The sequence below is a fragment of the Pantoea sp. SGAir0184 genome, from assembly GCF_043544755.1.
In genome coordinates, this window is sequence record NZ_CP028051.1 from 170,119 (window position 1) to 194,130 (window position 24,012).

Consider the following 24,012-nt stretch of genomic DNA (forward strand, 5'->3'; position numbering starts at 1 on the left):
TCTCAGGGCACGCGCCAGCTGCCCTGCCAGCCATCCGCAGTGGCCTCAAATCGCGCGCGCTGATGGGGCTCGCGGCTGACATCCAGCCACTCCACGCTATGCAAGGTGATCTGCACCAGCGCGAAGTGCTCGTCAGGCCCGGAGCCCGCTTTTTGCGCGCTGGCAGGCAGTGCGTCATCAGGATGGGCAATCACGCTGCCCGGCCTGACCGGTGACTGAAACAACGCGTGCGAATGTGGGCGCAATGCATGCCAGGCTGCGGCACGTTCTTGTGCATCGTCAACGCGCTGAGCCGTGCCTGCCAGCCTGAGCTGAACGCGACTGGCGGCATCATAAGCCAGTAACGCCACCTGCGGCTGGGCTGCAATATCCTGCATTTTGGCGCTGCGCCGATCGGCGGTAAAACGCAGGGCCGGCAGCGCGGGCAAAAACTGCCGTATCACCACGGTGCGCAGGCTGGGCTGGCCGTCAGCGGTCACCGTTGCCAGCTGCATCAGGGTGAAAGCCGAACGCGATGTGGTGGCTGTGCTAAGCAGCTGCCAGATGGCTTGCAGGCGGTCGTCGAGCGAGATCATGATTCCCTTCCTTAGCGGGCGTGAAGCGGGTTGCTGCCAGCACGTTTCAGCGCCGACAGCGCCAGCGCGCTGAGCAGTAACCCAATGACGATCAGCAGCGCGTAGCTTAGCAACTGCAGCAGCAGAATGCCCAGCACGCCGCCAGCGAGAAATGCCAGCACGGTGTAGCAATGCAGTTTTAGCCGCTTAATGTACAGCGGCGCGTCTTTCGGTGACTCTTTGCGACGCAGCACGTCGAACAGCATCGCCAGCTCAATGCCAATATCGGTTGACGTGCCGGAAACGTGCGTCGTGCGCACGCGGGCATTGGAGATGCGCGTTACCACCGCATTTTGCAGGCCCATCAGAAAGCTCAGGCTGAGAATCAGCAACACGCCGCCCTCGCTGAAATGAAAGCCGCTTTCGACAATCCCCAGCACCAGCAATGCAATGCCCTCCAGCAGAATATTGATTGCGTAGATGCCGCGTATCTGCCGCCTGCGGCCGGAATTGATGATCAGCGTGGAGACCGACGAACCGGCGATGAATAACAGCACAATCAGCAGGAAGAACAGCCCGATATGCAGATTGGCTTTCGCCAGATGATCGGACAGTGACGAGACGTTTCCGGTCATGTTGGCGGAGAAGAAACCAACCGTTTCGAACGCTGCAGTGTTCAGTGCGCCCGCCACGGCGGCCAGCGTCGCCGCCAGGCGGATGTCGGTGTTGAAAGTGCGCGTATCCTCAGTGGAGATCAGCATGAAAAGGTCCCGGCCCGGCAAAAGGTTTATCATCCTCCGGCAGTCAAAAATTCTCAACTAGCAGGGCTGAACATTAACGCGGTTCGCTGTCGATCAGCGCACGCCGGGCCAGCCGTTTGGGCAGGATTTGACCCTGTCACCGATAAGCCGGATAATTTGGAAACGATTCATTCTAAATAGCCCGCATTATGACCAGTAAACCCAATCCGGCGCCGGCTGCCAGAGAGCGCGGCAGACCGCGCAATTTTGATATCGACGAAGCGCTCGACAGCGCCATGATCGTGTTTCGCCAGAAGGGTTTTCATGCGGCCTCGATTGCCGATTTAGGTGAAGCGATGAACCTGACGGCGGGCAGTATTTATAAAGCGTTTCAGGATAAACGTTCCCTATTTCTGCGGGTGTTTGAGCGCTACATCCTGCTGCGCAATGTGGACCTGCGCACCCGTTTGCAACAGTACCCGACCGGCCGGGCGCGCATTGCTGAGCTGTTGCAGTTTTATCTCGACTCAGCCAGCGAGATCGAGGGCAGACGCGGCTGCCTGGTGGTTGGCAGTACCGTGGAACTGCAAACGCTGGACGAAGAGTTATCCCAGTTGGTGCGTGAAGCGGTATTACGCAACCGCAACTTCCTGACTTCGCTGGTTGAGCAGGGGCAAGAGGACGGATCGATTTCGCCACGACTGGATGCCGACACCGCTGCCGGATTGCTGCTTTGCGTGGCATTTGGTATGCGCGTGGTAGGCAAAATTCAGGATGTGACTAATGGCAAAGAAACCATTAATATGGTGCTCAGCATTCTGGACTGATTCGTCTGGCCTATTAGGAAATAGGCGTTTTCTAATTAATATTCGCCGCGATAACTTTTTAAACCCTGGAATCGCGCGCTTAATAATATTTATCAGTCAGTAACATATTACTTAGATTTATGTTTATTTGTTCCGGGGGTTGAGTGAAGCACGATGAATTAGAAGATGCCGATGAGATCTATCTTTTATTGGGCAAAGTCGTCACACAGATTGTACAACCGGGTGAAACCTTATCTGTTCAGCAAATAATTGGCGCGCTGTATCGCACGGGCTTGCGCTCGGAGAATCCGGCCATCCAGCAGGCCTGCGATAATGCGATCAGGCTGCTGGCCAAAAAGCTGAATTAACGCACTGCTATCAGGGTAATGATGATGCGATACGATCCTTTTCATAATAATTCTGAAGATGCATTACCATGGACTGGTGGATCGCTGCAGGCAAAGCAGCATGAGTTACTTGGCACGCTGGTGCAGGAAATTTTGTGCAGCGGCAAGTTGCTGAACCGAAAAACCCTGTTTGTCGCGCTAATAGCACGTCTCGACCAGTGCGACGATGTGATATTGAAAACGCATTACGAGGCTATTTTTTCTCTGCTGCTTGGTCGCCTGGCCGCTGAGTAATATCGCAACGCTATCCTGCCTTCCCAATATACGCGGCGAAACACATTAGCCGCGCCTGGTAATTTCCTCCTCATCAATTGCACGTTAAACCGCATTAATTGTGCAAAGAAAGCGGGTCAGGTCAGACCAGAATCCGGATTTTGTTCTACGCTTATAGCTGGACTTCAGACCAATCAGGGAAATTACTATGAAGAAACTGACTGTAGCGGCTGTGTTATTGACATCGATTTTTGCCATCGCCGGCTGTTCATCGAATCAGGCGATTAAAACCACCGACGGACGCACTATCGTCACCGATGGTAAGCCACAGGTGGATAGTGATACTGGCCTGGTCTCTTATAAAGATGCGCAAACCGGTAAAACAGAACAGATTAACCGTGATCAGATCACCAATATGAGTGAACTGAACAACTGATCTACTCGATAGGGAGAGCGACATGAAAAAAGTGATTTTGTTACCACTGGCAGCCATTGTGGCACTGAGCGCCCTGACCGGCTGTACCCGTACCAGCTACGCCATTCATACCAATGATGGCCGTACCATTGTCAGCGATGGTAAACCGCAGGAAGCGGAAAGCGGACTGCTGGGCTACGTTGATGCCAATGGTGTCAAACAGCAGATCAACAAAGCGGATGTCAAAGAGGTCTCTGAGATTCCGCATTAATCGGTTCTTATCAAGCCCGCGCAGCGGGCTTTTTTGTGCCAGAATTTTGTGATTGAACCCATACGCAGGGCCGTCGTAGGAGAGCAATCCGGCCCAACGCGGCGCCTTTGGTCAGGGACGCACGACGGTGAGTTTAAACGGCCCGCTGTTTTTCGCAGCATGCGCGACTGAATCATTCACTCTCTCAAGCGGAAACTCGGTTACGTCATAGTGGCTCAGATCAAGCAGTCCCGCGCGTATAAGTCCGCAGAGCGTAGGGACTGCCGAAGGTTCATACATCCACTGCCCTTTTACGGTAATGAGGTTACGCATTATCCAGGGATAAGGTAGTGAAAGATCGTCCCCACCCAGCATGCCAACACCGCCCATAAGGACTGCACGACCATAAGGTCTGACTGACATAATCGCATTCCGGGCGACAGAGGCCTGCGCAGACGGCGGAAGGAAATCAAGGACCGCATCAATGGGTCCCCCGGCCATGTGCTTCATGGCAGCAATATCGATCTCTGCTGTGCCTGTGAGCTTTACTGTTTCCACACGCGATCCAAAACGTTTTTTCAAATCGTTCAGCACCCGTTCACTACGGCCCGGTGCGATGACTTTTTGGGCTCCCATGGCCAGGGCAGCAAGCACAGCGGAGCTGCCGAAATTACCGGTTGCACCACTGACCAGCAGGCGCTCTCCCGCTTTCAAATCCATAGATAACAATCCGCCATAGGCTATAAGCAGAGTATTGATGGCACACCACCGCCCCGCTTCTGCAGGCGATATGTCGCCAATGGGCACTGCGTTTTCAGTCGGAATGCGTATTTGTTCAGCAAGACTGCCATTCAGGTGATATTGCTGGATTTTTTGTCCTCCTTCACCACGGGCACTCCAGCCCTGAAGGACAATTTCTGGCGACAGCGCGTTGTCACGGGAACGCACCGTGGGATCGCAAAATACCCAGTCTCCTGGTTTCAGCCAGGCTGAGTCAGGGCCGGTCTGGCGAACCTTTCCGATGGCACCACAGCCCGGGATGACCGGCACAGGTAAAAGATATTTTCTTTCCCCACTCAGTACTTCATTCGTGTAGGAAAGAACGGGCGCCGCAACCACATCGACAATGACTTCCCCGGTTCCCATCACCGGTGCAGGCACATTCTTAACGTCTAGCGGACGGCCAAAGGCAGTAAGCACAGCAGCTTTCATGGTCATATTCTCCTGAGGGCATAGAACAATATGAAACCATCATAGGGCGACCCAAAACGGGGTAAAATACACTAGTTTTATACAGGTATAATTTACTACCAGGTTCAAAAAATGGCTAAGAATACTGAGCTCAGTCAGTTTTTACGTTCACGACGTGCAAGGGTTAATCCTGAGCGTCCCCCCTCTGCCGGGCCAGAAAGACGGCGAACGCCCGGGCTAAGGCGTGAGGAAGTTGCGGCGATGCTGGGAATAAGTACGGAATGGTATACCAAAATCGAACAGGGACGGGTCAGCACGCTTTCCGAACGGATAGTTAACGCCCTGGGTAAAGCTCTGCAGCTGAACGAGGCAGAATTTCTGCACCTGAAAACACTGACAGGCCGGAAAAAAAGTGCAGATATCGAACATGAAGTTCCGGCTAGCTTATCGCATCTGGTCAGGGCGCTGAGTGAGCCTGCCTACGTCACCAATGACAGATGGGATGTATTGGTGTGGAATTCTGCAGCAGAACAGGTCGTCACGGACTTCAGCCTGTTGGCTGCAGATGAGCGAAATATCATGGTTTTCATGTTCACTACAGAGCAGGCCAGATACCTTTTTGGCGACACCTGGCCTGCAGAGGCACAGAGAATGCTTGGCCTGTTTCATTCCAGTTATTCACGAAATGCAGACGATGAGACCTTCACTGCGCTGGTAGAACGCTTAAGCCGTGAATGCCCGGAGTTTGATACATGGTGGAGCGAGCATGTGATAACGGCGCCGGTGTCCGGAGAGAAAAAACTCACAGGAAAAGACGGGATAACTCGGACATACTGCTATTCAACGTTTACGTCAAATGACTCCCCTGCACTCAAGCTGGCAATTTATGTCCCCGCCGCTATCTGCTGACGTCCGCATGTCAGCAGAGCAATCGATATAATCTCAGGCCGCTCTACGCTGTGAGTTCAACGGGTCGATGCAACGCTATCTTCATCAGGGGGCGTTGCCATGAAACGAAAAACACGCATTAACTTTACGCCAGGCGTTCACGGAAGTAATTATGCATTTCTTCAGGCTGCTGCCGCTCCATTTCACCTGGAATCTGGTGTTAGATCCGGTCTATTGGGGGCTAAGGTCTGGAGTGATGAGATAAGGCGCCATTCATTAACGCCCGCGGTGAAACCGCTGCGTCAGGGCGCATTTTAAGCCGCTGTGGGACCACGAAAGCGCCCTGACGGGAAGTTTTCCTGCGATATGTGCGGGCTTGAATGGAAGCCTGAGCAGGATAAACGTGACAGAGATAAACAATGAAACCCCGTTTTTGCGGGGTTTTTTAATGGACCGAAATCTGGAAGTTAATCATGGCTAAGCTGCTCACCCTGACCGAGTGGGCGAGCGAAACCTATTCTCAGCCGCCTTCCCTGTCCGCTATGCGCCGCTGGGCACGCGAAGGGCGAATCTACCCATGCCCGGAGCTACACGGCAAAGAGTGCCGGCTTCATCCGGAAGCGATTTATCTCAATTCCCATAAACACGCCAGGAATCCAAACGTTCATTCGCATAGTGTTGTCGGGGGTAATTTGCTGATGGAAAAAGTAAAATATGATCAAAAGGCCTGAAACTTATGATGCTAACCTCCACCGTAACCAGACCTGCCGCCGCGCCCGGAAAATCTGACGCAGGCATTTACCCAGGCGCGAATCCGCTGCGCTTTGGAGAGGCGGAAAACCCGCCCACATTTCATGAGATCCGCAGTTTATCGGGAAGGTTATTTGAAGCGCATTAGGGTGAGGTGTTTACACAGCGGTTGCTGGGTCATAAGAATCTTTCCATGACACAGAAGTATCCCGACCTCCGTGGTGATGAGTACGTACTGGTATGAGGTATAGGCAATTTCGGACAAATTTCGGACATTTTCGTACAGGCGAAAATCTGACCTTGCAAATCAAGCTGTTATGGATATGCTATATACGTATCATATTTGTTAGAAAAATCATAATTAATTCGGAAAATTCAACGAGATATGGGCACGCTGCCTGCATATAAATGGTAGCAATACTTACTAATTCATAACTTTATAATCAAACAGTTAGATTTTTCTTAGGTCTTTTTCTTAGGGATTTCGGCCCGCCCTTACCAGTCAGAATAAAGTTTACCTGGACTGAGAAGAAAAAGCATGGCGCGACTGGCAGTGGTAAATATCAGGTTGTGGTGAAGCGTTCTGGATACCATGCAAACGGGCCTCAGTGTCCAACAGATTGCCGGTTGTGTAATGCAGCGATAGCGTTTATTTAGGGTAAAATCTTAAGAAAAATGTCTGAGTGAGGTAACTGTCAGGCATCAGTTTCATGTGAAAGGCGCTTAAGATAGGGCTCTCACTAACATATTCGCCGATAATGCTTTTGCGACCGTCTCATCCCCCAGCCGTAAAAACCGTGTCCCTTCCTTCGGCACGTTAAGCATCACTGCACTGCACTATCACTTAACGCCAACTCCTCCCCATGCGCTGCGACTCGATCAGCCCGGTAATAGCGCACCACATCGCCCACAATCAGTAACGACGGCGACACCGGTTTTTGCTGTTCAACAGTTTCAGGCAACCCGGCCAGCGTGGTGATCAGCACCCGCTGGTTCTGACGCGTACCGTTTTCAATGATCGCCACCGGCGTCGCCTCGCTGCGGCCATATTCCCGTAACCGGGCGCTAATCACGCTGCTCCAGCTTAATCCCATGTAAAACACCAGCGTCTGATTGGTCGCGGTCAGCGCCGCCGCATCCAGCTGCGGTTCGCCGCTGCGCCCGTGTCCGGTGATAAAGCGCAATGACTGGGCACAGTCACGGTGCGTCAGCGGAATGCCGCTGGCAGCCGCACAGCCCACTGCGGCGGTAATACCGGGCACCACTTCGCAGACAATATTCGCCTGCTGCAGGCTGACCATCTCTTCACCGCCACGGCCAAAGATAAAGGGATCGCCGCCTTTTAAACGTACGACATTGCGCCCGCTGGCAGCCAGGTCCACCAGCAGTTGATTAATTTGTGCCTGCTTCAGGCCGTGATGACCCAGCTGTTTACCTACGTCGATACAGAGTGCGCTGCTGGCGACTTCCGCCATCACCGCTTCGCTGACCAGGCGATCATAGACCACGACATCCGCACGTTGCAGCAGGCGCAGCGCCTTGACTGTCAGTAGATCCACATCCCCCGGTCCGGCCCCTACCAGCCAGACTTTGCCAGGGCTGGACGCGTTGTCCGGCGCCAGCAGTTTATCTAAAGGGTTGATCGCAATCATCATTCTTCCTCCGGTACAGCAACGGAAAGCAAAAGGTGTTTTAGCTCCGGCAGGCAGGAGCCGCAGTTGGTACCACAGTTGAGTGCGTTACCCAGTGCCTGAGTGCTGTGACAGCCCTGTTTAATCGCCTGTAAGATGGTGTTTTCCCCAACGCCAAAGCAGCTACAGATCGTCCGGCCAGCCACGGCACGTTGTGCCGATTGTCCCGCCAGCAGAGCATGCCGGTCCGCCGCATTCACAGGTGCCTGGCGAAAAGCCTGAGCAACCCAGTCATGGTTGATCTCGGGTAAAGACGCGCCTGCATAAAAGACCAGGTGCAGCTCACCGTTACGCCAGGCCAGCAGGCGGTAATGCGGTTCCGCCGCATGAGCGGTTTGCAGTTGCAGCCCGGCCAGCGGGATCGTTGCCATGAGCCACTGTTCTGGCGAACCGTCTCCAGCCACGCTAAAGCGTTGCACGCCCTCATAGGGTGTTCGCGCCCAGTAGCGCAGCGCATCAGGCGGGCTTGCGTCGCGCTGCCAGAGCCAGCCCTGCCAGCTGACGTTGAGCGGGTGGATACGCACAGCGGTTTGTTTAAATGCGGGCTGTGCCGAGACTGGACAGCGGGTTGAAGCCACCAGTCCGCCAACCGTGCCCTGCAGGCTGAACTGTCGGTTCCAGTGCATAGGGACAAAGATCTCACCGCGCCGCAGACCGCTGTCCAGCGTCACACGCACCGTCACCCAGCCCGCGTCGGACTGCACCCGTGCCAGTGCGCCCGCGCACAGGCCATAGCGTTGTGCGTCCTGCGGATGCAGGGCTGCAAATGGCTCATCACAATGCTGCATGAGCCGGGGAACCAGGCCGGTACGCGTCATGGTGTGCCACTGATCGCGGATCCGTCCGCTGTTCATTAATAACGGGTAAGCCGTTTCGCACACCACTGGCTGCGGCGTGGCCGGTGGCAACAGGCGGGCTTTACCATCAGGATGGTAAAAGTGCCGGTCGCTAAACAGCCGGGCGCAGCCCTCGGGATAACGAGCGTTGATTGGCCACTGTACCGGCTTCATCGCATCCCACTGTGCGTCGCTCATACCGGCCAGACCGCTGATATCAAAGGCGCGCTGGCCGTTGTTCTCAAACCCCGACAACGCCGCATGTTCGCGGAAGATGGCTGCCGGATGCGTCCAGGTAAAGCCTTCATGAAAGCCCAGACGCTGGGCGACCTGCGCGAGTAACCACCAGTCCGGTTTAGCTTCTCCGGCCGGAGGCATAAACGCGCGCTGACGGGAAATCCGGCGTTCAGAATTGGTCACGGTGCCGTTCTTTTCCCCCCAGCCCTGCGCGGGTAGCAAAATATGCGCAAAGGCGGTGGTATCCGTTTGCGCCAGCACGTCTGACACAATTACCAGCGGACAGGCAGCCAGCGCCCGGGCAATGCGATTGCCTTCTGGCATCGAAACCGCCGGATTGGTGCCCATAATCCACACAGCTTTGATTGCTCCACGGTCAATGGCGTCAAACAGATCAACCGCCGTCAGGCCGGGCTCACGCGCCATACGCGGACTGCGCCAGAAACGCTGTAAACGGTCGCAATCTTCTGCGGTGAAACTCATATGCGCCGCCAGTTGGTTGGCCAGCCCCCCTACTTCCCGCCCGCCCATCGCATTCGGCTGTCCGGTCAGCGAAAACGGGCCGCAGCCGGGTCGGCCAATCTTGCCGCTCAGCAGGTGCGCATTGAGAATAGCATTGTTGTTGTCACTGCCGCTTTGTGACTGATTAATGCCCATGCACCATAAGGTCAGTACGCGCTCATGCCGGGCGAACAACTGGTAGAACGCAGCGATCACTTCCTGGCTGATATCACAATGGGCTGCCACCGCCGCACCATCCCACTGCCGCGCGGCCCGTAAGGTTGTGTCTACACCGTCCAGATGCGGCAGCATCGTGGCGTCAATGCCGTCATGCTGTTCCAGCCAGTGCAGCAGGCCCGAGAACAGGGCCGGATCGCTGCCCGGCCGGAGCGGTAAATGCAGATCGGCGAATTCACAACTGGCGGTGCGGCGCGGATCGATAACCACAACCTGCATCTCAGGGCGCTGCGCTTTTGCCTGTTTCAGGCGCTGAAACAGCACCGGATGGGCCCAGGCGGCGTTCGAGCCGACAAGAATGACTACCTCGGCCTCATCCAGATCCTCGTAACAGCACGGTACGGCATCCGCCCCAAATGCCCGTTTATAGCCTGTCACCGCGGAGGCCATACACAGGCGTGAATTGGTATCGATGTTGGCGACGCCGAGAAAGCCTTTCATCAGCTTGTTAGCCACATAGTAATCTTCCGTGAGCAACTGGCCGGAACCGTAGAAAGCCACTGCCTCCGGGCCATGCGCATCGATAATCCTGCGCAAACCATCAGCCGCGGCATCCAGTGCCGTCTCCATGCTGACCCGCTGGTGATGAAGCTGAGGATGCAGCAACCGTCCGGCCTGTGTCAGGGTTTCGCCCAGTGCCGCGCCCTTTACGCATAGCCGCCCGGCATTCGCCGGATGACGGGTATCGCCACTGACCTGAGGCGACGCGCTCTGCGGCTGCGTGACCTCGACGCCGCAGCCCACCCCGCAATAAGCGCAGGTAGTTTTCATGATGCCTGCGCCATCAGGTTAAGCGGACGGTTTGCGACCCAGACCTGGCCGTCCTCCAGTTTAACCGGCCAGCAACGCAGCTGATGCTGGGGATTATCAAGGCTCTGTCCGTCACGCAGGCGTACACGCTGTTTGTAAAGCGGCGAGATCACCACCGGCTCCCCCGCAACATCACCAAGGATACCGCGTGACAGTACGCTGGCTTCGCTGCCCGGCTCACGATCCTCCAGCGCATAACAGTCATCACCCATGCGGAATAAGGCAATACGGACGCTGCCAAGACGGGCTCCGATGCCGGCCTCTGGCGGAATGGCCTCCAGTGGGCAGATTTCGCTCCAGGGTTCGGCGGGCAGATGCATCAGGGGAATACCACTGGCCTTGTGTGGCTGGCGCTGTCCGCGCACGCGTGCATAGTGCAGCGTTTCATCCGGCTGATCGCTGTTCACTGTGGCGGTAAACAGCGCACGTCGCGAGGGATCGGCCAGCGTGGTCTGCCATTCGCATTGCCAGGTGTCCACCACCTGTTGCATTTCCTGTTCCAGCGTGGCGGCGATCCCCAGGCTGTCATGAATCACCACCTCACGCAGGTAGTCCAGCCCGCCCTCCATGTTATCCATCCAGACGCTGGTACGCTGCAGGCGATCCGCCGTGCGCACGTAGAACATCAGAATCCGGTCGACGTACTGGATTAGCGTGTCATCGTCCAGATCGCTGGCAAACAGTTCCGCATGGCGCGGCTTCATGCCGCCATTGCCGCAGACGTACAGGTTCCAGCCGTTTTCCGTGGCGATGACCCCGATATCTTTACTTTGTGCTTCCGCACATTCGCGGGTGCAGCCGGACACCGCCATCTTGATCTTATGCGGTGCGCGCAGACCCTTATACCGGTTCTCCAGCGCGATGGCGAAGGCGGTAGAATCCTGCACGCCATAGCGGCACCAGGTCGAGCCGACGCAGGATTTCACCGTACGCAGGGATTTTCCGTAGGCATGACCGGTTTCAAAACCGGCTTCCAGCAGGGTTTCCCAGATAGCAGGCAGCTGGTCCAGCCGCGCACCAAACAGATCGATACGCTGGCCGCCGGTAATTTTGGTATAGAGATCGTAACGCACGGCCACTTCGCCGATGGCAATCAGGCCCTGTGGCGTGATCTCGCCCCCCGGCACGCGCGGTACGACCGAATAGGTGCCATCTTTCTGGATATTGGCAAAGTAACGGTCATTCGTGTCCTGTAACGGTAAATGTGCCGTTTTCAGCAGGTAATCGTTCCAGCACGAGGCCAGTAGCGACCCCACCAGCGGTTTGCATACCTCGCAACCACAACCCCGTCCGTGGCTGGCCAGCAGATCGTCAAAGGTTTTGATGCCATTAATACGGATCAGGTGATACAGCTCCTGACGGGAATAGGCGAAGTGCTCACAGATGTCTTTTTTAACAGCGACGCCCAGGTTTTCCAGCTGAAGCTCCATCACCTGTTTTACCAGCGCGGCGCAGCCGCCACAGCCTGTTGCGGCTTTAGTGCAGCTTTTTATACTGGCCATGTCGCCACAGCCACTCTGCACCGCATGGCAGATATCGCCTTTACTGACGTTATGGCAGGAACACACCTGGGCACTGTCCGGCAGCGCAGCGACGCCCAACCCTTTGGCCGGCGCGCCATTCAACGCAGGCAAAATCAGCGCTTCCGCTGCCGTCGGCAGCGGCATGGCGTTTAACATCATTTGCAGGAGCGTGGCATAGTCGCTGCTGTCTCCCACCAGCACGCCGCCCAGCAGTCGTGCATTGTCGGCGCTAACCACGATCTTCTTGTAAATGCCTTTTGGCCCGTTGGCCCAGTGGTAGCTCAAGCTGCCCGGCGTTTTGCCGTGCGCATCGCCAAAGGAGGCGACTTCTACGCCCAGCAGCTTCAGTTTAGTGCTCATGTCGGCACCGGTGAACTGCGCCGGTTCGGCCGCCAGATGCCCGGCCAGCACACGCGCCATCTGGTAGCCAGGCGCTACCAGGCCAAAAATCTGCCCGTTCCACAACGCGCATTCGCCTATAGCATAAATGTCGCTGTCACTCGTCTGGCATTGATCATTGATGGTAATGCCGCCGCGCGGCCCCACGCTGATGTCGGCGCTCCGGGCCAGCTCATCACGCGGGCGGATACCGGCAGAGAACAGCACCAGATCGGTGGCCAGCTCGCCGCCATCGGCAAAGTGCAGCACCAGACTGCCGTCAGGCTGGGTGGCAATCTGTTCGGTCTGCTTCGAGGTATGCACCGTCACGCCCAGCGAGTCGATCTTTTGCCGCAGCATCAGCGCCCCGCCGTCATCCAGTTGCACGGCCATCAGGCGCGGCGCAAACTCAACCACGTGCGTCTCCAGCCCCAGCTGCTTCAGCGCATTGGCGGCTTCCAGCCCCAGCAGCCCGCCGCCGATCACCACGCCGCGCTGACTCTGGCGGGCACAGGCTGCGATGGCATCCAGATCGTCCAGCGTGCGGTAGACAAAGCAGCGCCCGGCGTCATGGCCGGGTACCGGTGGTACAAAGGCGCGGGAGCCGGTGGCCAACACCAGCTTATCCCAGGCCAGCTCACGTCCCGCGCTGTCACGCAGGCTGCGCTGCTGGCGATCGATCGCCTCTACCCGGCAACCGCTGCGCAGTTCAATTGCGTTCCGTGCAAAAAAATCCTCGCTCACCAGCGACAACTCTGTTGCCGTTTTACCGGTGAAATACTCAGAAAGGTGAACCCGATCGTAAGCCTGATAGCGCTCTTCGCCGTAGACCACAATGTGATAATGCTGATGCAGGTTACGGGCGACCAGCTGCTCCAGAAAATGGTGGCTGACCATGCCGTGACCCACCACGGCTAATACAGGTTTCGTTTGGCTCATCACAGGGTTTCCTGCAGCCAGCGGCTGCGTTTCAGGTTCATCAAGGCCGAACAGCGTATTCACAGAAACCGGTCCGGCATTATGGAGTTGGTTCAGCAGCGCGCCACTTTGCTGGCAGTCGCCATACAGCAGCACGCCGTTCAGTCGGCCGTCTTTGAGGAACAGGCGGCGATAGTGCCCGGCGATCGGGTCAAAACTGGTGACAGACGGGGCTTCGCGAACGTCACCAGCGCTAAACAGGGAAATGCCGCTGACTTTGAGACGGGTGCCCGTGGCCGCACTGTAGAAATCTCCCTGAGGCCGATCGGCCAGTTGCGCCGCCAGAATCTTTGCCTGGGCCAGACAGGGCGCGACCAGACCGAAGGTCTCGCCGCTGATTTCACAACATTCGCCTGCGGCATAAATTCCGGCGTGCGCAGTGCGCAACTGGCGATCCACCAGAATGCCGCGCTGACAGGGAATACCGGCGGCCTGCGCCAGGGCGATCGCCGGCTGGACACCAATGGCCATCACCACCTGCTGCGCCGCCAGCACACGGCCATCGTGGAGGATCACGCTATCCGTGCGGATCGCCGCAAGGCTGGCATTCAGTTCACAGCGAATGCCGCGCGCCCGGAGCTGAGCCAGCAGTAATTCCCCTGCCCTGATATCCAGCTGTCTGTCCAGCAAACGTGACTGACGATGAATCAGCGTGACCTGACGTCCCTGCGCCTGAAGTCCGGCGGCGGCTTCAATACCCAGATAGCCCCCACCGACCACCACTACCGGACCGTGCCCGGCCAGCAAAGTGTTCACATCCTGCAGCGTGCGAAACGTGCTGACATGCGGCAGGTCGCTGCCTGGAACAGACGGCCTGCAGGGCTGCGATCCGGTCGCCAGTACCAGGCGGTCCCAGTGCAGCACGCGCTGGTCGGTGCGTAAGGTCCGCTCAGCGATATTCACCTGTTTCACCGTCTCTCCCGCCAGCAAGGTTATGCCGTGACGGTGATACCAGTCAGGGTCGTGGATCAGCGTTTGCTCAACGGTGGTTTCTCCGGCCAGCAGCGGCGACAACAGCACACGGTTATAGTTGCCGTGCGGCTCACGGCCAATCACAGTGATGTCGTAACGCATCGGCGCCAGCTGCAACAGAGTTTCTACCATGTGCATACCCGCCATCCCGTTACCCGCAACCAGCAGCCGTTGTCTCATGGTGTCGTCCTTATGCCGCCGAAGTCTGTTTTTCGTAGAGAAAATGCAGCACTTTCTGGCGCAGCTGGTGATAACGCACGTCATCCGCCAGCGCCACGCGTGAACGCGGCCGGACCAGGTCGATCGTCAGGATATCGCCCACCTGCGCCGCCGGACCGTTGGTCATCATCAGTACCCGATCGGACAGCAACACGGCTTCATCCACATCATGGGTAATCAGGACGATGGTGGTGTTCAGCGCCTGCTGGATGCGCATGACGCTGTCCTGCAGATGCGCGCGCGTTAAGGCATCCAGCGCACCGAAGGGTTCGTCGAGCAGCAGCACGCGAGGTTTCATTGCCAGCGCGCGGGCGATACCGACACGCTGCTTCATGCCGCCGGAGATCTCGCCGGGGCGTTTATGCATGGCATGACTCATTTGCACCTGGTTCAGGTTGTGCTCGATCCAGTCACGCATTTCCGCCTTGTTCATCTTGCCTTTAAACACCTGCTCTACCGCCAGCTCAACGTTCTGATACGCCGTCAGCCAGGGCAACAGCGAGTGGTTTTGAAACACAACGGCGCGCTCAGGGCCGGGGCCGGTGACTTCGCGGTTATCGCATAACAGGACGCCGCTGGTAGGTCGGGTTAAACCGGCGATCAGGTTGAGCAGCGTGGATTTACCACAGCCGGAGTGGCCGATCAGGCTCAGGGTTTCCCCCTGATGAATATCAAAGCTGACATTATCGAGCGCCAGAAAATCGCCGCCGGAAGTGGTAAAACGCTGGCTGACCTGCTGTACACGAATGATAGGTTGCATAGTGTTCCCCTTATTTATCCCAGCTAAAGCGACGCGCCAGCAGCATCAGTCCCTGCTCCAGTAGCAGGCCGACGACGCCAATCAGCAAAATGGCAATCAGGATGTTTTCAACATTGAGGTTGTTCCACTCGTTCCAGATCCAGAAGCCGATCCCCAGGCCTCCCGTCAGCATTTCGGCAGCCACGATCACCAGCCAGGCGATACCAATCGACAGGCGGACCCCGGTCAGCACCGCAGGCAGAACGGCGGGAAACAGGATGCGGCGCAGGATGGTCCATTCCGACAGTTGCAGCACGCGCGCCACATTGAGGTAATCCTGTGGAATGCGCTGTACACCTTCGGCGGTATTAATAATCATCGGCCAGATAGAACAGATAAAAATGGTCCAGCTGGAGGCCGGTTCGGCGCGCTGGAACAGCAGCAGGCCGATAGGCAGCCAGGCCAGCGGGCTGACCGGACGCAGTAGCGCGATAACCGGATTGAACATGCGTGCCACAAAGGCAAAACGCCCCAGCAGAAAGCCTGCGGGAATCCCCACCAGCGCGGCCAGGCCAAAGCCGATAGCGACGCGCTGCAGCGAGGCCAGCACATTCCAGCCGATGCCCTGATCGTTAGGGCCGTTGTTATAGAACGGATCGGCGAACAGGATTTTCGCCGCTTCCCAGGTGGCGTACGGGCCGGGAAAGCCTTTGCTGGAAAGGGCCGCGATCTGCCAGATCAGAAGCAGAAGCATCACACCGCACAGCGCGGGAATGGCACGCTGCAAAAACGGACGCAGGCGCGCAGGCGAGCGCATCTTTTTTGGCGTGACCTGAAGGGGCACCACCGTGGCCCGGGTGGGCAGCGTCTCAGGCTGCGTCAGGGAGCGAGTCTGGCTTTTCATCACGACCTCTCTTTGTGGTTAATGGCAAAGCTGGCGGCGTAAACGGCAGGATTCGTGCCATCCCACACCTTGCCGTCGATCAGGGTGCTGCTGCGCATCTCACTGCCGGGCAACGTGATGTTGCCGACGGCGCTCGCTGCCTGTTTGTAGATATCAATTCGGTTGATCTGCTTTGCGACGCCCAGATAGTCCGGATCCTCGGTCAGCATTCCCCAGCGCTTAAGCTGGGTGAGGAACCACATGCCATCGGACAGATACGGGAAACTGACGCTGCCGTCATGGAAGAAGCGCATCGCATGCGGGTCCTGCCATTTCTGTCCCAGCCCGTTTTCGTACTGGCCGAGCATGCGACCCTGCAGAATCTCAGGTTTGGTGTTGATCCAGGCGCGTCCGGCCAGCACCTGCGCCGTTTCGCGGCGGTTATCATCGGAGGCATCGATCCAGCGTGCCGCCTCCAGGACAGCCGCCGTCAGCGCGCGCGCCGTATTGGGGTTCTCTTTCACCCACGCGGCGCGGGTGCCAAGAATTTTTTCGGGGTGATCGGGCCAAATCTGCTGACTGGTAGCGACGGTAAAACCAATATCATCACTGATAGCGCGCTGATTCCACGGCTCGCCCACACAGAAGCCGCTCATATTGCCAATCTTCATATTCATCACCATCTGCGGCGGCGGCACGACGACAGTGCGCACGTCATCAAATGGATTGATACCGGCATTCGCCAGCCAGTAGTAGAGCCACATCGCGTGGGTACTGGTCGGAAAGGTATGCGCAAAGGTGAGACTGCCTTTGGCCTTGCTGTCGATGGTCTTTTTCAGGCTGGCGGCATCGGTGACCTTTTGCGCTTTAAGCTGGTTCGACAGGGAGATTGCCTGGCCATTGTTATTGAGCGTCATCAGGTTCGCCATCGCATGCTGAGGGCCGGCAACGCCCAGTTGCAGGCCATAGATCATGCTGTACAGGACGTGTGCCGCATCGAGCTCACCGGAGATCAGTTTGTCGCGGACGGCTGCCCAACTGGCTTCTTTACTGGGCTGTAGCGTCAGACCATATTTTTTGTCGAAGCCTTTCACCGAGGCCATGACGACCGGCGCACAGTCGGTCAGTGGAATAAATCCCACCCGCACGGTGGCTTTTTCTGGCGCATCGGAACCCGCCGCCCATACGGCGTTGCGCAATCCCGGCAACAGCCACAGCCCGCCAGCGGCGGCGCTGGATAACAGCAGTTGACGTCGAGACAGTGAAACTGGCGATTTGCTCATTTTTTGCCACCCTCAGGAAATAAAAAAAGGCGTCCTCTCCACTGCTTTCACAGGGAGATGGACGCCTTTATCCAAAAGCACTCGCTTTACCGCCGTTGGCAAAGCAAATGCATACACTTAATAGGGTAAAGCAAACTGCATGCCAGCTTTGAAACGGCCCTGCGCGTGGCGATCAGGGCTTTCGCCGGGCTGGTTTTTTAACCGATTTTGCACGTTTGTGACGCAGACCACGCACAAGCATTGTGCAGCTAACGCTTTAGAGTTATCTCTTCATTGTGGCTGCCACCGTGACGATCGCCTGGGCGATTTCCGGTAGCCGTTTATTCTGATCCATCGCGCTTTTACGCAGCCGTTGCCAGGCGTGCTCTTCACTCAGCCCATGCTGCTGCATCAGCCAGGTTTTGGCCTGGTCGAGCAGTTTCCGCTCTTCCAGCGTGGCGCGCAGGGTGGCCAGCTCATTGGCCTGATGCTGTAAACGCTGAGACTGCTCCGTGATCAACGACAGCAGTGAACGACCCAGCTGGGGTGCCAGCCCGTCGCTGTTCAGCGCACCGGACTCGGTGGGCAGCCAGTCCACACCGGAGACATATAAAGTAAAATCGCAGCCCGACTGCGCCACATTCAGGGGTTCAGTCGCCTGATGCTGTGCCAGTGCGATCGCCTCGCGGCAGCGCAACATCAGCGTGGCTGACAGCCGATCCTCCAGCAATTTCATTTGGTCAATGCGCTGTGACAGCAGCGAAAACCAGTGCAGCGCGCCACTGTCGTCCCGCCGACCGTCGGTACAGGCAATGCGTCGCAGTCGTTCAATTTCACGACTGGCCTGCGCCAGCGGCTGCCAGTGGTGTAAAACTGCCTCATCGGCAAACTGCTGGAAGGTCGAAAAGCTTTGTTCCTGTGCTTCAATTAAGGCCACCATGGCGCTGCGCTGCTCCGCGCTGAATTGTTCGGCAGCAAAGCCGGCCGCTCCCAGGGCGCGTTCCTGTCCCGTCAGCTCTTTGCCCTGCATAAAGCTGAACAGCGCAATGAGCGCGCGGGTAATGTCAGGATGGCTGGCGGTGTCGGCGGCCTCAAAAACCAGGTTCAGTAAGCTACGGATAATGGTACTGAACGCCGCAACGGCCTGCGCGTGCGCGATCTGCTGTTGCGTAATCTGCTGGCGCAACGCCGGTAATCCGGCCAGGGCCTGCAGCGCGGCGGCGATCAGGTTGCAGAAGCGGCTGTATCCCGGCTGGGCTTCAACCCTGGGTAAGGCCTGGCAAAAATCCCGTTGGCAGCGCGTCACATCCTGCTCACTGGCGAGCCGCTGCTCGCTGTAAAGCCTGCCTTCAGAACATAACCACAGATTGCTCGCCCCCCGCTCGCGCTGAAGCTGATGCACCAGTTCGCTGACGGTGGTAATGAGTTTGCCGGTCTGGCGAAGGCGTTGCAGGCTGGCAATATCGCTTTGCCTTGAGGCCTGTAACCAACTCAGTGCGTCATCCATTGCTCCCCCACCCTTTGATGCCAAAAAATTAGTCAAGCAAAAGCCGTGCCGTTTTCGTATCACCTCATTTCTCTTCACGAGAATCGCAGCGGCTGCCCGGTCATAAAAATCTTTCTATGACCAAAAAGTATCACGGTCCGCGTGGAGACGAGAACGTAGTGGTCTAAACAATGTATTTGATTTTCTGACAAATTCCGCAAATTTTCGCACAGCTGAAAATCTGACCTTGCAAATCATGCCGTTGTGGATATGCTATATACATAGCATATACGTTTCATATAAAGGCCAGCCATGGGTATCGTCAAAATTTCGGATTTAATGCATGAGAATCTGCGCATCGCCAGCACGGCGCTCAGTCGTTCGATCAACGCGCAGGCGGAGCACTGGATGAAAATCGGCATGCTGGCCGAACTTTATCCGCAGCTCAGCCATCAGGAACTGACGCGTCTGCTGATGCGGGTCGAACGTGATGGCGGCGCTGAACTGGCGCAGCTGCTTGACCAACCTTCCTTTATTCGGCAGGGAATCGCGCAATGAGTATCAAACTGCATACCGCTGAAGAGATTGAACGGGCGCGTGTCGCCGGTCACGCCGCCGCCAAAGTCCTGGAGATGATCGCGCCCTGGGTGAAACCCGGCGTCACCACCGATGAACTGGATCGCCGCTGTCACGACTATATTGTCAATGAGCTAAAGGTCATTCCGGCTAACATTGGCTATCAGGGTTATACCCGTACCGTTTGCACCTCGGTTAATCACGTGGTGTGCCACGGGATTCCGGGCGAGAAAAAGCTCAAAGACGGCGACATCGTCAATATCGACGTGGCGGTCATCAAAGACGGCTGGTACGGCGACACCAGCCGCATGTATTTCGTCGGTCAGCCTTCGGTACGCGCTAAGCGCCTGGTTGACGTGACGTATGAATCAATGGTGGCAGGCATTCGGGTGGTGAAACCCGGTGCAACGCTGGGCGATATCGGTGCGGCTATTCAGCAGGTCGCTGAAAAGGCCGGTTTTTCCGTGGTACGCGAGTATTGCGGTCACGGCGTCGGCGAGATCTACCACGGCGATCCGCAAATTTTGCATTACGGCACGCCGGGCCAGGGGCTGGCGCTGCAGGCTGGCATGATTTTTACCATTGAGCCCATGATTAACGCCGGCAAAGCGGGCACCAGCGTGCTGTCTGATGGCTGGACGGTGGTGACCAAAGATCGCTCCCTGTCCGCGCAGTGGGAGCACACTGTCGCCGTCACGGATACCGGCTTCGACCTGCTCACGCCCTGGCCGGAGGGTACCGGTGATTACGCCGCGATCGTTTAACGCCTGCCAATCGTCCAATCTGTGATCTCTATTGTAGTACAATCAAAATAGATTGTACTACACTGCTAACTCATGACGATTTATATCGCTCATGTGCAATATCACTATCGGCATAGTTAATGCTGCCGCGTGGCCGAAATAAAATGATTTTTATTTTCGGCTGTACTTCATTTATTGCTTAGCAAGCGAAACAGATCATTCATGACATCGCTACCCTTGCGCCTGTCTGCCGGCGCGGAGTGGCGTAATGCTGCGTGACGAGGTGGATATGATAAGTTCCGATGTTTCTGGTTCTACGTTGAGTCAATTAAATAAGCGCATCATCCCGTTTATCGTAATCTGTTATTTTGTCGCTAATCTCGATAAAACCAATATCTCTATCGCTGCGCTGCAAATGAATGCCGATCTCGGGCTTACCACCAGCATGTACGGCCTCGGTGTCGGCATGTTCTATATTTCCTACATTCTTTTCGAAATTCCCAGTAATGTCATTATGACCAAAGTCGGCGCCCGGCGCTGGATAGCGCGCATTATGATTACCTGGGGCATTGTCAGTACCGGCATGGCGCTGGTTCATAGCGCCAATCAGTTATATGTAATGCGTTTTTTACTCGGTATGGCCGAAGCCGGTTTTGCGCCGGGTATTATCTATTATATTTCCTGCTGGTTCCCTAAAAGTAACCGCGCACGTGCAATGTCTTTCTTTTATATGGGATCGGTGGGCGCGTCGATTATTGGTCTGCCCATTTCCGGTGCCATTCTCAATATGCATGGCATTGCCGATATCGCAGGCTGGCGCTGGCTTTTCGCGCTGGAAGGCATTCCCGCAGTGGTGCTTGGTTGTCTGGTGCTGTGGCGCTTACCCGATAAGCCCGACGATGCTGTCTGGTTAACTACACCGCAAAAACACTGGCTGCGTCAGCGCCTCGAACAGGACAATCTGGGTGTTACCCTGAATAAGAACCACTCCTGGCTGCAGGCATTAAAAGATCGTACGGTGTTATTGCTCAGTCTGGTGTGGTTTTTACAGGCGTTCGGTTCCATCGGCATTACGCTGTTCATGCCGTTGATTATTAAAAGCATGGCCGCAGAGCAGAGCAATTTTATTATCAGCCTGTTATCCGCCCTGCCCTTTGTGATGGCCTGCGTATTTATGTATTTAAACGGACGCCATTCCGATCGTAGCGGTGAACGCGCCTGGCATATGGGTTTGCCATTAATTTTATCGGGCCTGGCATTAACCGGCGCGATTTATTCGGGCAGCCTGCTGCTCGCCTATATTTTGCTGGTCTTGACCGTCGGGCTTAACTTTGCCCTGACGCCAATATTCTGGGCCGTGACCACAGAAAAATTAGCTGGCGTAGCCGCTGCGGCATCGATTGCCTTTATCAATACGGTGGCAAACTTTGTCGGACTGGGTTTACCGCCGCTGCTGGGAAAAATGAAAGATGCGACGCAAAGTTATCACTCAGGATTGCTGATTGTGGCGATGGCGCTGATTGCCGGCGGTATTCTCGGTATTATTATCGCCCGTCCATCGGGCGGTGCCGGTGCCAGCAAAACCCGCGCACCGCATGCCGAAACCGGGCACTGAACGTGATTACGGCCCGCCTGCGGGCCTGACACTGGCCATCGCCTCTATCACCTCAGTCATGCGCTGAATCACCATCTGCGCCGCCCGCGATAGCTGGCGCGACGGCGCAGTACACAGCGCCAGGGTCAGCGGTCGCATCACGCTGTGCCTGAGCGGTACAAAGCAGAGCTGGTTCTCCTGCACCTCGGTCATTACGTCCAGCAGGCTCAGCACGCTGATGCCGGTGCCCTGCGCGATCAGGCTGCGAATCAGGCGGATGTCGTTACAGGCGATAATGTTTTCCGGCGCCAGGCCCTGCTTGCGGTACAGCGCATCGACACGTTCGTGGACTACCAGCGCGGCGCCAGGCACAATATGTCGCTCATGACTGAGCTCACTGAGCGACAGTAGCGGCCTCGTGCTAAGCGGATGGTCAGCGGCCATCACCACGCCCATCTCCAGTTCGGCAAACGCCAGCACTTCCAGTCCGCTCTGCCCGGCGGGATCGAGAATCAGGCCAAAATCGATTTCCGACTGGCGAATCATCTGGCTGATGCGGTGGCTGTTGTCCACCGTCAGCTCCAGCCGCAGCCACTGATGCTGGCGTGCGATATCGGCGATGGCGTCTGCCACGCTGCCTTTGGTCAGCGACTGCACCAGCCCGGCCGTGACGTTACCGCGCTTCAGTCCCTGTATATCATCGAAACGCTGCCGCGTGACGCGAAACTCACGCTGCCAGCGCATCACATCGTCATACAGCAATTCTCCGGCGGTCGTCATGCGCAGCCCTTCCGGCAAACGTTCGAACAACGGCGTACCAAAACTCTCTTCCGCCTGCAGAATCTGCCGGTTAATGGCAGAAGCGGAAACGTGCAGTTGCTCAGCGGCTTTGCGCAAACTGCCGCTGCGCGCCACTTCGGCAAAATAGACGGCAAAGCGGGAAAACGGGCTCATTGCTCACCTGTACGGTTTTTTGCAACACCTGGCTGCATTCTTGCTGATGGATTTGCACAGGCAAGCATATTAACAATGTCCTGACAAAAATGAAGCCTTCTATTACGCCTTGTGTGAGCACCTGACAGGACAACAGCATGAATAACATTACGCCTCCCGCACACTGCACGTTTGAACCTGATGACTGGCTGCGTCTGGCGCGACAGTGGCATCCGGTTGCCCGTTCCTGTGATATCGCCGGCGCACCGACCAAAGCGGTGCTGCTTGACGAGCAGCTGGTGCTGTATCGTCTGCAGGGTCAGGTGGTAGCGGCACGCGACGTTTGCCCGCATCGTGGCGTCCCGCTGACGCTCGGTTTTCATGATGAAGAGGGTATCGTCTGCCCTTATCACGGCTTGCGCTTCGGTGCCGGTGGACGCTGCAATCGCATCCCGTCCAGCCCCGATCAGCCGATTCCGGCCAAGCTCAATCTGATCAGTTACGCGGTGGAAGAGCGCTTTGGTCTGATTTGGGTGTGCCTCGCGCCGGACGCTGACCAGCCCGCGCCGCTGCCCTCCATGCCGCACTGGGATGATGCCGGTTTTCAACAGATCAACTGCCCCGGTTTTGACGTCAACGGCTTTGCCGGACGCCAGGTGGAAGGTTTTCTGGATGTGGCGCACTTCGCCTGGGTGCACACGGAAACCTTCGCCGATCCCAACAACCAGGTAGTACCTGCCTATAACCCGGTCGAAACCGAGACCGGTTTTGCCGTGGATTACTGGAGCTCAGTGAGTAACTTTGCCGCTGACAGTCCGCAGCAGGCGCCGGAAGGATTTAGCTGGCTGCGTCATTTCGAGATGCATCTGCCGTTTACCGCCACGCTGACCATTCATTTCCCCGGCGAATCGCGCCTGGTGATCATGAATGCCGCGTCGCCAGTATCGGCGCGCAAAACGCGCATGTTTGCGCCCATCGCGCGTAATTTTGACCTGCACATCCCGGTCGAAGAGGTGCACGCCTTCAATCAGCGCGTGTTCGAAGAAGATCGCCTGATGGTGGAAACCCAGCAGCCGGAGCGTTTGCCGCTCGACCTGGCTCTGGAAGCGCATATTCCGGCCGATCGCAGCTCCATTGCTTATCGCCGCGGCCTGAAGCGCATGGGCTTCGGCGAATTTTTCCTGGTGTAAGGAGGCAACG

General features: G+C 56.7%; 22 protein-coding genes. 11 read left to right on the forward strand and 11 right to left on the reverse strand.

Annotated features, from left to right (window positions below):
* Positions 1–2 precede the first annotated feature (2 nt).
* Both C1N60_RS20785 and C1N60_RS20790 read right to left on the reverse strand, forming a co-directional pair.
* Positions 3–575 (reverse strand): pyridoxamine 5'-phosphate oxidase family protein, encoded by a 573-nt coding sequence (locus C1N60_RS20785; protein WP_394521935.1) that lies wholly within the window; start codon positions 573–575, stop codon positions 3–5.
* Between the two features lie 11 nt (positions 576–586).
* Positions 587–1,315 (reverse strand): YoaK family protein, encoded by a 729-nt coding sequence (locus C1N60_RS20790; RefSeq protein ID WP_394521936.1) that lies wholly within the window; start codon positions 1,313–1,315, stop codon positions 587–589.
* A gap of 188 nt (positions 1,316–1,503) precedes the next feature.
* Between C1N60_RS20790 and C1N60_RS20795 the strand changes: the two genes are divergently transcribed.
* The 5 genes from C1N60_RS20795 to C1N60_RS20815 all read left to right on the forward strand — a co-directional run bounded on the left by C1N60_RS20795 (position 1,504) and on the right by C1N60_RS20815 (position 3,406).
* Positions 1,504–2,121, forward strand: coding sequence for a TetR/AcrR family transcriptional regulator (locus C1N60_RS20795; RefSeq protein ID WP_058775115.1), 618 nt, complete (start codon positions 1,504–1,506; stop codon positions 2,119–2,121).
* Between the two features lie 143 nt (positions 2,122–2,264).
* A complete protein-coding gene (locus tag C1N60_RS20800; protein WP_021508701.1) occupies positions 2,265–2,468 on the forward strand; it encodes a hypothetical protein in 204 nt (67 codons plus the stop codon).
* 18 nt (positions 2,469–2,486) lie between these two features.
* Positions 2,487–2,741, forward strand: a complete 255-nt coding sequence (locus C1N60_RS20805; RefSeq protein ID WP_125310694.1) for a biofilm development regulator YmgB/AriR family protein — start codon at positions 2,487–2,489, stop codon at positions 2,739–2,741.
* Positions 2,742–2,928: 187 nt separating this feature from the next.
* Complete coding sequence (locus C1N60_RS20810) at positions 2,929–3,156, forward strand: YgdI/YgdR family lipoprotein (RefSeq protein ID WP_021508703.1); 228 nt, start codon at positions 2,929–2,931, stop codon at positions 3,154–3,156.
* Between the two features lie 22 nt (positions 3,157–3,178).
* Positions 3,179–3,406: a YgdI/YgdR family lipoprotein gene (locus C1N60_RS20815; protein ID WP_021508704.1), complete on the forward strand. Its 228-nt coding sequence runs from the start codon at positions 3,179–3,181 to the stop codon at positions 3,404–3,406.
* Between the two features lie 111 nt (positions 3,407–3,517).
* On the opposite strand, the gene C1N60_RS20820 is transcribed toward C1N60_RS20815, so the two are convergent.
* A complete protein-coding gene (locus C1N60_RS20820) occupies positions 3,518–4,597 on the reverse strand; it encodes a zinc-binding dehydrogenase (RefSeq protein ID WP_394521937.1) in 1,080 nt (359 codons plus the stop codon).
* A 111-nt stretch (positions 4,598–4,708) separates the two neighbouring features.
* On the opposite strand from C1N60_RS20820, the gene C1N60_RS20825 reads away from it, so the two are divergent.
* Together C1N60_RS20825 and C1N60_RS20830 are read left to right on the forward strand one after the other, a co-directional pair.
* A complete protein-coding gene (locus C1N60_RS20825) occupies positions 4,709–5,485 on the forward strand; it encodes a helix-turn-helix transcriptional regulator (RefSeq protein WP_211725358.1) in 777 nt (258 codons plus the stop codon).
* A gap of 452 nt (positions 5,486–5,937) precedes the next feature.
* The gene (locus tag C1N60_RS20830; RefSeq protein ID WP_058785627.1) at positions 5,938–6,195 is read left to right on the forward strand and encodes an excisionase; all 258 of its coding nucleotides are present in this window, start codon (positions 5,938–5,940) and stop codon (positions 6,193–6,195) included.
* Positions 6,196–7,038: 843 nt separating this feature from the next.
* On the opposite strand, the gene cobA is transcribed toward C1N60_RS20830, so the two are convergent.
* The 7 genes from cobA to C1N60_RS20865 form a co-directional block, all read right to left on the reverse strand.
* Positions 7,039–7,869 carry a uroporphyrinogen-III C-methyltransferase gene (gene cobA, locus C1N60_RS20835; protein ID WP_394521938.1) on the reverse strand — a complete coding sequence of 277 codons (831 nt, stop codon included), beginning with the start codon at positions 7,867–7,869 and terminating at the stop codon, positions 7,039–7,041.
* The gene (locus C1N60_RS20840) at positions 7,866–10,487 is read right to left on the reverse strand and encodes a nitrate reductase (RefSeq protein WP_159377528.1); all 2,622 of its coding nucleotides are present in this window, start codon (positions 10,485–10,487) and stop codon (positions 7,866–7,868) included. Before C1N60_RS20840 ends, cobA begins: the two co-directional genes overlap by 4 nt.
* Positions 10,484–14,557: a nitrite reductase large subunit NirB gene (gene nirB / locus C1N60_RS20845; RefSeq protein WP_394521939.1), complete on the reverse strand. Its 4,074-nt coding sequence runs from the start codon at positions 14,555–14,557 to the stop codon at positions 10,484–10,486. The genes C1N60_RS20840 and nirB overlap by 4 nt, the downstream gene beginning before the upstream one ends.
* 10 nt (positions 14,558–14,567) lie before the next feature.
* Complete coding sequence (locus C1N60_RS20850; RefSeq protein ID WP_021508711.1) at positions 14,568–15,356, reverse strand: ABC transporter ATP-binding protein; 789 nt, start codon at positions 15,354–15,356, stop codon at positions 14,568–14,570.
* 10 nt (positions 15,357–15,366) lie between these two features.
* Positions 15,367–16,239, reverse strand: coding sequence for a nitrate ABC transporter permease (gene ntrB / locus C1N60_RS20855; RefSeq protein WP_021508712.1), 873 nt, complete (start codon positions 16,237–16,239; stop codon positions 15,367–15,369).
* Entirely contained in the window at positions 16,239–17,501 is a 1,263-nt protein-coding gene (locus C1N60_RS20860; protein ID WP_166710686.1) for a CmpA/NrtA family ABC transporter substrate-binding protein, read from the reverse strand. Before C1N60_RS20860 ends, ntrB begins: the two co-directional genes overlap by 1 nt.
* Before the next feature lie 262 nt (positions 17,502–17,763).
* Positions 17,764–18,987, reverse strand: a complete 1,224-nt coding sequence (locus tag C1N60_RS20865) for a nitrate- and nitrite sensing domain-containing protein (protein WP_394521940.1) — start codon at positions 18,985–18,987, stop codon at positions 17,764–17,766.
* Positions 18,988–19,278: 291 nt separating this feature from the next.
* Between C1N60_RS20865 and C1N60_RS20870 the strand changes: the two genes are divergently transcribed.
* The 3 genes from C1N60_RS20870 (at position 19,279) to C1N60_RS20880 (ending at position 21,900) form a co-directional block, all read left to right on the forward strand.
* Positions 19,279–19,524 (forward strand): ParD-like family protein, encoded by a 246-nt coding sequence (locus C1N60_RS20870; RefSeq protein ID WP_394521941.1) that lies wholly within the window; start codon positions 19,279–19,281, stop codon positions 19,522–19,524.
* The gene (map, locus tag C1N60_RS20875; RefSeq protein WP_394521942.1) at positions 19,521–20,306 is read left to right on the forward strand and encodes a type I methionyl aminopeptidase; all 786 of its coding nucleotides are present in this window, start codon (positions 19,521–19,523) and stop codon (positions 20,304–20,306) included. The genes C1N60_RS20870 and map overlap by 4 nt, the downstream gene beginning before the upstream one ends.
* A 268-nt stretch (positions 20,307–20,574) precedes the next feature.
* Entirely contained in the window at positions 20,575–21,900 is a 1,326-nt protein-coding gene (locus tag C1N60_RS20880; protein WP_220496546.1) for an MFS transporter, read from the forward strand.
* A gap of 6 nt (positions 21,901–21,906) precedes the next feature.
* Here C1N60_RS20880 and C1N60_RS20885 read toward each other — a convergent pair whose 3' ends face one another.
* Complete coding sequence (locus C1N60_RS20885; protein ID WP_021508717.1) at positions 21,907–22,833, reverse strand: LysR family transcriptional regulator; 927 nt, start codon at positions 22,831–22,833, stop codon at positions 21,907–21,909.
* Between the two features lie 137 nt (positions 22,834–22,970).
* On the opposite strand from C1N60_RS20885, the gene hpxD reads away from it, so the two are divergent.
* On the forward strand, positions 22,971–24,002 hold the full coding sequence (gene hpxD, locus C1N60_RS20890; protein WP_150059738.1) for a molybdenum cofactor-independent xanthine hydroxylase subunit HpxD: 1,032 nt from the start codon (positions 22,971–22,973) through the stop codon (positions 24,000–24,002).
* Positions 24,003–24,012 lie beyond the last annotated feature (10 nt).